General features: G+C 38.9%; 11 protein-coding genes and 1 pseudogene. 3 read left to right on the top strand and 9 right to left on the bottom strand.

The features are described from left to right. Positions 1-474, bottom strand: a pseudogene (locus tag EF384_RS07530) (hypothetical protein); the annotation flags it as partial. A gap of 150 nt (positions 475-624) precedes the next feature. Beyond that, positions 625-1140, bottom strand: coding sequence for a tRNA (uridine(34)/cytosine(34)/5-carboxymethylaminomethyluridine(34)-2'-O)-methyltransferase TrmL (gene trmL, locus EF384_RS07525; RefSeq protein WP_123780807.1), 516 nt, complete (start codon positions 1138-1140; stop codon positions 625-627). A gap of 227 nt (positions 1141-1367) precedes the next feature. Between trmL and EF384_RS07520 the strand changes: the two genes are divergently transcribed. Beyond that, positions 1368-2492, top strand: a complete 1125-nt coding sequence (locus EF384_RS07520; RefSeq protein WP_233570071.1) for a YkvI family membrane protein — start codon at positions 1368-1370, stop codon at positions 2490-2492. A gap of 52 nt (positions 2493-2544) precedes the next feature. On the opposite strand, the gene EF384_RS07515 is transcribed toward EF384_RS07520, so the two are convergent. The 7 genes from EF384_RS07515 to licT all read right to left on the bottom strand — a co-directional run bounded on the left by EF384_RS07515 (position 2545) and on the right by licT (position 11022). Further along, positions 2545-3411 (bottom strand): MetQ/NlpA family ABC transporter substrate-binding protein, encoded by an 867-nt coding sequence (locus tag EF384_RS07515; RefSeq protein WP_123780805.1) that lies wholly within the window; start codon positions 3409-3411, stop codon positions 2545-2547. A gap of 47 nt (positions 3412-3458) precedes the next feature. Then, a complete protein-coding gene (locus EF384_RS07510; RefSeq protein ID WP_123780809.1) occupies positions 3459-4142 on the bottom strand; it encodes a methionine ABC transporter permease in 684 nt (227 codons plus the stop codon). Then, positions 4135-4878, bottom strand: a complete 744-nt coding sequence (locus EF384_RS07505) for a methionine ABC transporter ATP-binding protein (RefSeq protein WP_123780803.1) — start codon at positions 4876-4878, stop codon at positions 4135-4137. Before EF384_RS07505 ends, EF384_RS07510 begins: the two co-directional genes overlap by 8 nt. 179 nt (positions 4879-5057) lie before the next feature. Then, positions 5058-6452, bottom strand: coding sequence for a L,D-transpeptidase family protein (locus EF384_RS07500; protein WP_123780801.1), 1395 nt, complete (start codon positions 6450-6452; stop codon positions 5058-5060). A gap of 394 nt (positions 6453-6846) precedes the next feature. Continuing rightward, on the bottom strand, positions 6847-8265 hold the full coding sequence (locus EF384_RS07495; RefSeq protein WP_123780799.1) for a glycoside hydrolase family 1 protein: 1419 nt from the start codon (positions 8263-8265) through the stop codon (positions 6847-6849). Positions 8266-8637: 372 nt separating this feature from the next. Continuing rightward, on the bottom strand, positions 8638-10080 hold the full coding sequence (locus tag EF384_RS07490; RefSeq protein WP_123780797.1) for a 6-phospho-beta-glucosidase: 1443 nt from the start codon (positions 10078-10080) through the stop codon (positions 8638-8640). Between the two features lie 108 nt (positions 10081-10188). After that, a complete protein-coding gene (gene licT / locus EF384_RS07485) occupies positions 10189-11022 on the bottom strand; it encodes a BglG family transcription antiterminator LicT (RefSeq protein ID WP_123780795.1) in 834 nt (277 codons plus the stop codon). Positions 11023-11216: 194 nt separating this feature from the next. Between licT and EF384_RS07480 the strand changes: the two genes are divergently transcribed. Then, positions 11217-12053: a Cof-type HAD-IIB family hydrolase gene (locus tag EF384_RS07480; RefSeq protein ID WP_123780793.1), complete on the top strand. Its 837-nt coding sequence runs from the start codon at positions 11217-11219 to the stop codon at positions 12051-12053. A gap of 12 nt (positions 12054-12065) precedes the next feature. Continuing rightward, positions 12066-13052, top strand: a complete 987-nt coding sequence (locus tag EF384_RS07475; RefSeq protein ID WP_123780791.1) for an aldo/keto reductase — start codon at positions 12066-12068, stop codon at positions 13050-13052. The last annotated feature ends 491 nt before the right edge of the window (positions 13053-13543 follow it).

Below are 13543 nucleotides of genomic sequence, written 5' to 3'. Positions count from 1 at the left end.
AAAGTATGAATTGTTCAGGAATAAGGAAACAAAATAAGATTTAAACCAAATTCGGAAACTTTCCGTAAAACACAAAGTTTTATTACGAATAGTTGGTAACCAAATAATACACAGATTAATCAAAATAATGCCAATGATACTTCTAAAGAAAAGATCACTGTCAAAAAATCCCACATCTTGGCTAGCTACATAAAAATAGCCGGCAACCTTTGCAATTATCAGGGCATATAACGCCCATCTTACCTTGGGTCCTTTAGAAAACCAAAAACGTTCATAAACCACTTCAGCCAGTATACCTAGGAAAATTCCTATTACACTGGAAAACACACCAACAGACCAAATACGCATGTCACTACTTGAAACGGAGTGGTTCACAACAATATTCAAACCTGTGGCTAGGACACCAAACAAAACTGCTAATGGGAATCGAAACAAAGTTTCTTTCAATTCTTGAGCGGGTCTCTTCAAAAGCATCAACGACACCTCTTCCCATCCATTAATAGAGATTTTCTATTAATTAAAACGCTTTCTATGCCATTATTATAGCAAAAAATAATGGTAGTCAAATAACGGGACCACTTGCTTGAGACAATAAAGAACAATTTATTTTCCAAACATAGACTCCTAATCTAACTTATCATTTTCATAATGATGTGTTAGGTCTAATTGATTAAATTTTTGTTGACGTTGCACTTCATAAATCACTAGAGCCACACAGTTTGACAGATTTAATGAACGCACATGTGTATCGTCCATAGGGATACGAATACATTGATCTTCATGTGCACGCATGAATTCTTCTGGCAAACCGGTTGTTTCTTTTCCAAACATCAAAAAGATATCTTGGTCTTGATCATTGGCACCAAATGAAATATCTGAATAAATGTGGTTCGCAAATTTAGTCACTAAATATAATTGACGGTCACCTAAATAAGTCATAAAAGCTTCTAGATTTTCATGGTAAGTAATATCCACAGCATTCCAGTAATCTAGGCCTGCACGTTTTAGATGTTTATCATCCGTTTTGAATCCTAATGGCTCAATTAAATGTAGATGGCTGTCAGTAGCCGCACATGTTCTAGCAATATTCCCTGTATTAGCTGGAATTTCTGGTTCAAATAATACGATGTGATTTGTCATAATTTCGCTTCCTTCTTTTCTTCAATTTATTGGCGGTATTACAAAAAATCACCGCATGTCAGTTACTGATTATATCCTAAAATACGAACGATTAACAGAATGATTCAATTTAATAGCCTTCAATGACAGAAATTTAATCCGTTAGACCACAAAAATGACCATATTCTGCTATGATGGAGAAATGGAAAAACACATATCCCTCAGATATGGCATTGAAAGGAACACTTATGAAAGTTGAAACAAAACAAAAAGCCAATTGGCACATCATCCTGATTACGGCAGGCGCCATGACCGCCAGCCTAATTGGATCAGGTTTCGCCACCGGTCAGGAAATCATCCAGTATTTCGTCGCCCATAGCTGGCAAGGAATATTGGGCATCATCACCACATTCATCACCGTAGCATTTATGGGTCATGCCTTTTTTCGCGCAGGTCTTAATCGGAAAAAGGACTTATCTAGTCCAAATGACGTCTTCATACTCTTTGCTGGTCAAAAAATCGGCACCATTTACAAATATTTAGCGCTCGTAGTACTCTTCCTAACATACGCTGTTATGGTGGCAGGTGCTGGCGCTACGATTCATCAACAATTCGGCATCCCCGTCATTATCGGCTCTGGGATTATGTACATCCTATCAGCCGGAACAGTTATGCTAGGGCTTGAAAAATTAACCAATATTCTTGGCAACATCGGTCCAGCCATTGCAATCATTGCCATTTTATTAGGGCTTGCTGGATTTTTCATGTATCAGGGCAAGCTAGGTCAAGCTAACCAACTCGTACAAGCAGCCCTAGCAGATGAAACGATTCACGCTGCCTCAGGCAATTGGCTCATTTCAGCTTTGAATTACGTTGGTCTGATCATCATGCTGAACGCGGGTTTCCTAGCCCAAACTGGTACTCAGGCCAACACCTTGAAGGAAACAAAAATCGCAGCCCTTTTATCATCCGGTATCTATGCGGCTGGTATTTTGATTTTATTCTTAGCCTTCATGGCAGGTTTCGCTAGCGTTGGTGGCGCACAAGTCCCTTCCCTGGTGATTGCCAACGATATTCATCCCTTTGTTTCTTACCTATTCATCATTATTATCATGCTAGCCATTTATACAACGGTCGTAGCCATGTTATGGAATGTCGCTTCAAGTTTGGCGACAGAGGGTACGAAAGGTCATAAATGGATGACTGCCTTGGTGGGCTTGATTGCCACTTTGATTGGCCTATTCTTGCCCTTTGATCAGCTTGTCAATATCGTCTATGTTGTATCCGGTTATTTTGGCATTATCTTCCTATTTATCATGATAAGTAAATTTTGCCCAAATGCACCGTCAAGGAAAATAAACCTGTGTACATGAAGAAAGCCTCCCTACGAAAATGTAGGAAGGCTTTTTTTACAAATAAAAAAAATTATTTTGAAGGATCTTCAAAGGCTGGTTTTAGGTGACCTTTGGCTGCTAATTCTTCTAGGAAGTCATACACTTCTTGAGATGTGAATGCTTTTTTCAAGGCTTGAATCTTTTCAGAATCCGCATTACCTTCACGCGTTACGACTTGTAAAGCGAAACGGTTGGTGTCATCTTCTTCTAAGAAAATCGCATCGGCAGGTGTTAAGTCGATTTCAGCAATATACGTTGGGTAGTTGAACACTAAATCCACACCATCTTGGTAAGCTGCATTTAGGTTCAACAAATCAACGGGCGTAAATGTTAAGTTCTTAGGATTTGATGTAATATCATCCACCGTTACAAATGTTTCATCCGGTACATCAATCAATCCTTGTGCGTCCAAGATATGTAAAGCACGTGCTTCGTTCGTTGCGTCACTTGGAATGGCAACTTCTGCCCCATCTTCAATATCATCGATTGTTTCGTATTCTGGTGCATAGAAACCAACCACAGCATTATAAATTGGTTGGATAGCTACTAAGTCGGCGCCACGTTCTTCGTTGAAGACTTCCATAAATGGTTCGTGTTGGGCAAAGTTCGCATCTGCTTCATCATTGAAGACTGCTTCGTTATATTGGATGTTATCTGATACTTCAACTAATTCAATTGTATAAGGCTCTTCCACAACACTTGCAGCAATTTCAACAATATCAGTCATTGGTGTCGTATGTGAAGCTACTTTGATGACAGTATCTTCAGAACTTGCTGTCTCTGTAACTGATTCACTAGCACTTGCAGCTGTAGACTCTGTTGCCTCGCTACCATTTCCACACGCTGCTAATAACATTGCTGTTGATAATACCCCAGTAAACAATTGCCATTTCTTCATTTTCCATTCACTCCTTAAAATTTTGAATACCCAAATTTTTGTCAAAACTAACGATGATCCATTTTTCGTGCCAATTTTAAACCAAACCATTGGCAAATTTGTACAATCACAATAATGATAATAATAGCCGTATACATCATATCCGTTTCATAACGTTGGTAACCGTAACGGATGGCAAAGTCACCAATACCACCGCCGCCAACAACACCCATAATGGTTGAGTAAGAGATGAAACTAACAAATGCGGTTGTATAACCAATAATCAATGAGGATTTTGCTTCAACATATAAGAATTTTGTCACCAACTGCCAAGTTGTAGCACCCATGGCATCTGCCGTTTCTAACACACCACGGTCGACATCCATGAGCGACTGCTCCACAAAACGTGCATACAAGGCAATAGCAATCACCATCATGGGAAACGATGCCGCAACCGGATCACCCGTTGCACGACCATATACTGCCCGAATAATCGGCTGCATTGATACCACTAACAACAAGAATGGGAATGAGCGGATAATATTCACCAAAGTTGACAGGGTTTGATAGACCACTTTATTTTCTCGTGGATTTCCCTCATTGGTTAAAAATAATATCGTCCCCAAAGGTAAACCTAAGACAATCGCTGCTACCATGGCAAAGCCCATCATAATCCCAGTTTGACCAAGACTCTCAACAATATCTGGCGCAAACTCCACTAAACGTTGCCAGTACATTTGAAGATTACTCATGTCCACCAAGCACCTCCATTACATGTTCAGCGTATGTTTGATGTAGTTCATTGCCCGCTTCTGGTGCTGCGATATCTATGACTTGGGTGATTGCCCCGTCTTCTAGAATAGCGGCACGTTCACATAAGGCCTTAATGACATCTAACTCATGCGTCACCACAATCATGGTCACTTGATAGGCCTCATGCGCTGCTTTTAATACATCCACAATTTCCTTGGTTGTACTCGTATCAAGAGCTGAAGTCGGCTCATCTGCTAGTAATATTTTTGGTCGGGTAATCAAAGCTCTCGCAATACCCACCCGTTGTTTCTGACCACCAGATAATTGACTCGGATATTGGTGTTTCTTATCCGCTAAGCCAACAAAATCCAATACTTCATCAACAGTTAATGCGCTTTCATAATTGTGTAATGAAAGAGGCAGTGCCACATTCTCAGCAACTGTTTTATTATTCAGTAAATTAAACTGCTGGAATACCATGCCGACATTTTTGCGAAAGTTTCGTAAATCTTTGCCTTCAAGTGCATTCACCTTGATGCCATCGACGATTACATCACCAGATGTCGGATGCTCCAATGCGTTGACGAAACGTAGCATAGTAGATTTACCAGCCCCACTTTCACCAACTAAACCAAATACTTCATGGTCGTGAATGGATACATTGACATCTTTTAAGGCGTTCACTTGACCTTGATCTGATTGAAATACTTTTGATACTTGCTTGAATTCAATCATCTGTTCATATCACCACCAAATTTTATTCTATGTGTATTATAGTAACAGGTTTCAATGCCCATGTCTACAACAATAACCTGTTATATTTTTCACTATCTACTGTTATATAACTGTGTGATTTTTGCCAACAAAATAGGCAGTTTCCCTAAACTAGGAAAACTGCCTTAAAACTTTCATTATTAAGCTTGGAATACGATTACTGGCATACCAACGTATGCTGTTTCGAATACTTGGGCCATCATTGCTGGTGGTGTATTAATACAACCTAGTGAACCACGTTGTAAGTAAACATCGCCACCAAAAGTTGATTGCCAATTTGCATCATGCACACCTTGCCCAGTGTAATCAAATGGCATCCAGTACTCTACCGGTTGCTCGTAATTTTTCTCAGTACGAGGATTGTAACCTTTCAAGACTGAAGGTGTTTGTTTATCCCAAACTGCGTAAGCACCAGGAACTGTTGAAGTACCAATGTTTCCGGATACGATATCAGTAGCAATTTGTTGCACGCCGTCGACGTAGACAAACATTTTTTGCTCAGTTAAGTCCACTTCAATATACGAATTACCAAAGTAGCTATCCGTATTGTAGCCTTCCCCACCAATAGTTGGTTCATAGACAGTGTTTTGACCAGTTAATACAATTTCAGCTAATTCATCTGTTGCGAATTCGCGGTTAATGTACCAACCATAGATACCAGGATCTACTGTAACCGTACCAGAAGCTGTTGATTGGAACTCATGTTTTTTGTTTAATGCCGCATTATTCACATTCCAGTCAAGAAGGTAAGCATCAATTGCATCTTTATCTACCTGCACTTCACCTGCATCATCCATAGAAATCCATGAAGCAATTGTTTCGCTTGGAATAGCATATTCTTCATCTTCAACTTTCATAGAAATTTGCGCATTCAAAATCTTTTCAATGTCCGCTTTGGCTGTTTGAATTTCTTCACTGTCACTTGTCACACTTGGTTTTTCATAGGCTTCAGCCAAATCAACCGTCGTTTCACCAGCACCGGCTTTCGCTGCAATCGCATCAGCTAATGACGCTGCTGAAACAGTATTCCCTTGTTTTTCAGCCACTACTTCAACAGCTTTCGTCTCATCATTTAAGACCACTTGTGCATTCGTTGACGCCGTTCTATCCGTTTGGTCTAGCGGTAATGCCGCAAAATATTCTTGGAAAGTCGCTTCATCCACTTGCCAATCCAAAGTTAACTTATTATCTTCAGACGACGCAAGTACATTTTCTACAAGTGTTACCGGCCAAGTAAAGATTGCTTGTTGATCTAATAATTCGCCCAATTGTGGTTCAATAACAGGAGAGAAACCAGCTTCAGCTAAATCTACTGTGGCAACTTCTTGACCATTCTCTTGTAAAGACACACTGGCCGCATTCTCTTGAGACGTCAAAGCCTCTTCAGCCTCTGCCTCTGTCTTACCACTCAAATTCACACCGGCCACAACTGTTGCAGGTAAAAAATGCGTTTGATAATAATACACACCTACCCCATAACCAATCAAAATCAATCCAATCAGTGACCCAATAACCCATGTAGCAACTTTCTTCATATATTTTGCCTCCTATTACCATAAAATGTTAATGCTTTCATATAGTATACACTAGTTCACGTAATATTTCTGTAACATTTATCATATTTTAGTTAATTTTTTTAAAAGATTATTGCCCATATTTGTCCACATATACAAAAAGAGAAGTTGAGTCACCCCAACCTCTCTATCCTCATGCACATCAACCACTAGTTGCTTTTATTACATAGCGGCTTTTGTCACACTCTACTAAAACCTGTTCCAATAGGCAGAANATAGCGGCTTTTGTCACACTCTACTAAAACCTGTTCCAATAGGCAGAATTGACTGCGTTTCAGAAAAATCCATAAGGCTGAATTACGCCTTATGTTCATTTTCTTCCAACGGTTCAATTCTTAACGCCTTTTGTCACACTCTACTTAAGATTGCCACCGTTTGTTTCGATGACTTCTTTATACCAATTGAATGATTTTTTCTTGTAACGGTCTAACGTACCTGTACCATCATCATTACGGTCAACATAAATGAAACCGTAACGTTTAGACATTTGCGCAGTAGATGCAGATACTAAGTCGATACATCCCCAGCTAGTATAACCCATTACGTCCACACCATCTTTAACCGCTTCACCAACTTGAACCAAGTGATCGTTCATGTATTTGATACGGTAGTCGTCTTCAACTGTTTTTTCACCATTAGGTCCATCAACTAAGACATCTTTAGCACCTAAACCATTTTCAACGATGAACAATGGTTTTTGGTAACGGTCATAGAATTGGTCCAATACTAAACGTAAACCAACTGGATCCACTTGCCAACCCCATTCAGACGCTTCAAGATGTGGGTTTTTGATACCACCCATAATGTTACCTTCACTAGCTTCATATTTTTCTGGATGTGCACTTTCTGCAATTGACATGTAGTAAGAGAATGAAATGAAGTCTACAGTGTTTTCTTTCAAAATTTCTTTATCGCCTTCAGCGAATTGAATCTCAACTCCATTTTCTTTAAAGAAACGGTTGATGTATGCAGGGTATTCACCACGTGCATGGATATCAGAGAACAAGTAGTTTTGGTTTTCAGCTAAATGCGCAGCCATTACATCATCTGGATCAGGCGTTATTGGGTATGTTGGCATAGCCAATACCATACAACCAACTTTGAAATCAGGATTAATTTCATGGGCGATTTTTGTCACTGAAGCTGATGCCACTAATTCATGGTGCACAGCTTGGTATAAATCTTGTTTAGATAATTCTTCAGGAGGTGTACCAATACCACCTGACATGAATGGTGCATGTAATACAGAGTTTACTTCGTTGAAAGTTAACCAGTATTTTACTTTATCTTTGTAACGTGTGAAAACAGTTTCTGCATATTTTTCAAAGAAACCAATTAATTTACGGTTTGTCCAACCATTGTATGTTTTCGTTAAGTTTAATGGTGTTTCATAGTGAGATAAAGTGACTAATGGTTCAATACCATATTTGTGTAATTCGTCGAATAAATCATCGTAGAATTGTAAACCAGCTTCGTTTGGTTCAGCATCGTCACCATTTGGGAAAATACGAGACCAAGCAATAGAAGTACGGAACACTTTAAAGCCCATTTCAGCAAATAAAGCAACATCTTCTTTATAACGGTGGTAGAAATCAATCCCCACTAATTTCAAGTTGTCTTCAGTAGGACCATCAGTAATTTCACCCATACCACCATTTGGTGTTACATCTTGTACAGATAAGCCTTTACCATCTTCATTATAAGCACCTTCATATTGGTTAGCGGCAGTTGCCCCACCCCATAAAAAGCCGTCCGGGAATACAGATTCACTCATTATTCATTCGCTCCATTCATTTAAAATTGTTTGCAAATTTACTATAGAGAAATCATACCACTAAAACGCTTACTTGTAAAATCATAACCGCATTGTAAGTTTATACCCTTACAATTTATTTTTGAATTCACTAAACAGTAGCTTGTACTGCGCCAACAAAGAAGTAAACAATTCGTTTAAAATCATTTTTCACGTCTTTTGCTTTTGTCCGGAATCGGAACCCATTCTGTAATTTTTCATAATTTTATATTGAATGGATTTTCGTTCTCTAAGACTTTACGAATTTGTACAGAATAGATTTCCATTTTGTAATCGACAAAAAAAGGGCCGGAACCTTTTTCCCAACCCCTTTTACATATTTTAAACAAGCAATTAGTTACGCGCAGCTTGTCCGTTTGTTTCGATGACTTCTTTGTACCAGTCAAATGATTTTTTCTTAGAACGGCTTAAGTCACCTGAACCATCATCTTGACGGTCAACGTAGATTAAACCATAACGTTTAGACATTTCACCAGTTGATGCTGATACTAAGTCGATGATACCCCAAGGTGTGTAACCAATTAAAGGAATACCATCTTGTTCAACTGCATCCATGAAAGCATTGATATGTGCTTTCAAGTAGTTGATACGGTAGTCATCATTGATAGAACCGTCAGCTTCAACAGTATCTTTCGCACCTAAACCATTTTCAACGATGAATAATGGTTTACGGTAACGATCCCAAAGACCATTCATAGTTGTACGTAAACCTAGAGGGTCAATTGCCCAACCCCATTCAGAAACTTCAAGATAAGGGTTTTTCGCACCTTGGAAGGCATTACCTGAATCTACTTCTACATCAGATAAATCTGCTTTAGAAACACGACTTGCGTAGTAAGAGAAGGTAATGTAGTCAACAGTATTGTCACGTAAGATTTCTTTATCTTCTTCAGTGATACCGATGTCGATACCTTCTTCTTCAAACTTGATTTTCGCCCATTCAGGATATTCGCCACCTGCTTGAACATCAATAAAGAAGAAGTTGTCACGGTTATCCAAGTTTGCTTCCCAAACATCTTGAGGATTTGCAGAATATGGATAGTACTCACCTGCTGCTAACATGGAACCCATTTTTGCATCAGGATCAATTTCATGAAGTACTTTTGTAATTTTCGCAGAAGCTAATAATTCATGATGTGCTGCAGAATAAAGCACTTGGTTACGTTCTTCTTCCTTCAAGTCGCCTAAGTAAATACCTGCACCCATGAATGGTAAGTGTAATAACATGTTGATTTCATTGAAAGAAATCCAGTATTTCACCTTACCTTTAAAGCGGTTGAATAAGGCACTTGCATAGTTCACAAATAAATCAACCATGCGACGGTCACGCCATGAACCATATTCATCGATTAATGTTTTTGGTACATCAAAGTGGTTAATTGTTACGACTGGTTCGATACCATATTTCAATAATTCATCGATAACATTTTCGTAGAATTGTAATCCTTCTTCATTCGGTTCAGTTTCAAAACCTGTAGGGAAGATACGAGACCACGCCATAGAGAAACGGTAAGATTTCAAGCCCATTTCAGCAAACAAAGCAATATCTTCTTTATAGTGTGTATAGAAATCAATTGCTTCGTGTGATGGGAAAAATGAACCCTCTTTGACTTCGCTATAATGCAATTCGCCAAGCGCTACTTGGAAACGTTGCTCACCATGGGGAATTAAATCCACACTTGTTAAGCCTTTGCCACCTTCAAGATAGCCACCTTCTAATTGATTGGCAGCAGTTGCACCGCCCCATAAAAAGCCTTCAGGAAATTTTCTAGCCATATGATTACTCCTCTCGGTTCTCAAAAATTTATTTTTAATTATTACCATCTAATTATACCGTATCCACACAAAAATGCACGTAAAAAAGCAACCGTTTTCAAATTTTTATTAAATATTCTTTTGAATAATCTTTTGAATATGAATTGTTAGGTATACAAGTTCCTCTTTTGACACTTTGTAGGCGTAGGAGTTCTCAATAAAGACGCCTATTTTTTTGGCACAAGCCATTGCATCCGGATAAGACCTGGACACTTGATCATACAAGAATGCCTCACCATCATTACTTACCTCGCCATTTAACACGCGGTGTGAGAAGAATTGCAAATGCGTCACAAAGCGACTATAAGCCAAAGTATCTTCATCAAACTCATGCCCAAAATGATATTGCACAATATCCAAAATACTAGACACAATCCGCACAGCCGCAACTGTCTTGTTCATGCGGCCTTCTTTTTTTCGGGCATTTATCAAATGCAAAGCAATGGAAGCCGCTTCATTAGTAGGCAAACGTATGCCCACATTTTTTTCAACAATATCTAGGGCATCTTTCCCCACTTGAAATTCTTCATTGAATAAACGTTTCACATCCCAAGCCAAGGGATTGGTTAATGGTAAATCTTGTTTATAGCGTTCAATGGCAAAATGAATATGGTCTGCCAAGGTGACATAGATGTTCGACATAAAATCCTGGTCTAACACTTGTTCTGCATGTTTCACTATTTCCAAAATACTTGTGACTTCACCTGATGACAATTCCACGAATAATTCCTGGAAAGTATCATCCACTGCATTTTCTTTAAACACTTTCTCAATTAAATTATCGTCAAATTCGTCTCCAGAACGTTTGCCGAAACCTATTCCCTTGCCCATCACCACAACTTCCTCTTTCTCGTTGTCGATGGCTAGGACTGCATTATTATTAAATACTTTAATAATTTCCATATTGCCGTTCACACTCTTTCACTCGCAAATTTCTATTCCTTCATAGAATACCATTTTATATGGTGCATATTCAAATATCTACCTCACGAATAAATCATACCCATACAATTTGACGAAACCGTTTTATTCAAGTATTATATAGGTATATGAAACCGTTTTATTTCATAGAGTGATAATAAAGGAGATTGGTATAAATGACAACTAAACATATTTTTCTGGACGTAGATGGTACTTTAGTATCTTATGAAAATATCTTACCCCAATCAGCAGTAGACGCGATTCAACAAGCACAAGACAACGGGCACAAAGTGTATGCCGTTACTGGTCGTTCAAAGGCTGAAATGTATGAAGAAATTTTAGCAATCGGACTTGATGGCTACATTGGTGGGAATGGTAACTATATCGAGCTTGGTGACCAAGTTCTTTACCATAAACATTTAAGCCTTGAACAAACAACCGCTATCGTCGATTGGTTGAAATCTCGTAACTTAGAGTTCTACATTGAATCAAACTCTGGTCTATACGCTTCAGAGAATTTCGAAGAACGCGGTAAACAAACCATTAAAGACTACATCGCTTATAAAGGTCAAGATCATCCAGAACAAGCAACTATTCGTGGTGCCTTCCCTGAAATGATTTTCGGTGAAGACCCATACCGTGATGACGTCAATAAAATTTCCTTTATTTTGAATTCTTACGATGACTACCTTGCAGCCAAAGAATATTTCAGTGACTATCAAGTTGGTACATGGGGTGGGGTTGGCGAAAAGGCCCTATTCGGTGACGTTGCTTTACCAAATATCAACAAACAAACTGCCATCAAACAACTACTAGATCATCTAGATGCTGATAAAAAAGATACCGTTGCTTTCGGTGACGCTAAAGTTGATTTACCAATGTTTGAATTATGTGAAATCGGCGTAGCTATGGGTAATGGTGGCGAAGAAATTAAAGCAGCTGCCGATTATATCACCGATGCAGTAGAAGACGATGGGCTTTACAACGCCTTTAAACATTTCAACTTTATCTAGGAGGTTTTTCAAATGCAATACATACAACTAGGCAATTCCGACCTTTCCGTTTCTCGTATTTGTTTAGGTTGTATGGGCTTTGGCGATAGCACTAAAGGCCTACATCCTTGGATTCTTGATCAAGACGCAACCGATGAAATCGTTCAGCAAGCCCTAGACGCAGGAATCAATTTTTTCGATACCGCCATTTCCTACGCTGAAGGCACTAGTGAATTATACCTAGGCAAGGCACTTGCTAAGTTTGCCAAGCGTGAAGATATCGTTGTAGCGACGAAATTCATGCCCCGTACTGAGGAAGAGCGTGCAAATCAGGTCTCTGCACGCGAACACATTGAACAGTCCTTAAACGCAAGTTTAGACCATCTTGGCATGGACTATGTTGACCTATACATTTATCATATGTGGGACTACCATACCCCTATGGAAGAAATTATGGACGCCCTTGATGCCATGGTGAAGGCTGGAAAAACAAGATACATCGGTATATCAAATGCCTATGCCTATCAAATCGCTACAGCGAATGCTTATGCTAGACACCGCAATCAAAGCCAATTCATTTCTATCCAAGGTCACTACAACCTAATCTTCCGCGAAGAAGAACGCGAAATGAATCGCTTCGCCAAGGATAATAACATTGCCTTAACACCATATTCTGCCTTAGCTGCAGGACGACTATCTCGCTTACCTGGTGAAAAAAGCGCTCGCCTTGTTTCAGATCAAATCGCTCAATCCAAATATGATGCCAGCGCAGACCAAGACGATGCCATCATCCAACGCGTCAGCGAATTAGCCGAAAAATACCAAGTCTCCATGACTGAAGTATCACTTGCTTGGCTATTAACCAAAGTCGCAGCACCAATTGTTGGCGCAACCAAACCACATCATATCGAAGGGGCCGTGAAAGCCGTTGACCTTCAATTAACCGAAGACGACATTAACTATCTTGAAGACTTATACACACCTCACCCATTAGTAGGTGTCATGGCATATAACAACTAGATATCATAAAACAAAAAGAGGCTGAGAGGCCTCTTTTTCATATCTAGGAATAAGATTCCCTTGAAGCGGAATGTTGATTATTTTTGCGACATCGTTTTTATCAGATTAAAAAAAACGAAAATTTGATACAATGAACGATCTATTCGATCATTTATGAGAAAAAACGTATCCTAAAACACATTATTTGATCCAAAATCAAAAATCCGTATCAAATAGCCATCTAAATGACACGAATTTTCTCATTTTTTAAACAATAACATCGCGAAGTTTACACTTAACGTTTATTTAGGATATGAAATATCTAAGATTGTATTTGTCCAGCTATATCCATTGTACTTTAAATAAATTTCACTCAGAGGTCATGTCATTGCAGCGTATTAACTATGCGGTTTTTGCGATATTGCATATATTAGTATCATAAGACCAAAAAGTGGCAATCGCAGCGCTTTTTGTGACGCCTTTTTTCTCATTTTGGAAATCACAGAAGGCTC

Origin of the sequence: Aerococcus agrisoli (assembly GCF_003797145.1) — a bacterium.
Lineage (GTDB): Bacteria > Bacillota > Bacilli > Lactobacillales > Aerococcaceae > Aerococcus > Aerococcus agrisoli.
Note: the sequence above shows the minus strand (reverse complement) of the source record. Positions and strands in the feature narration are given on the sequence as shown.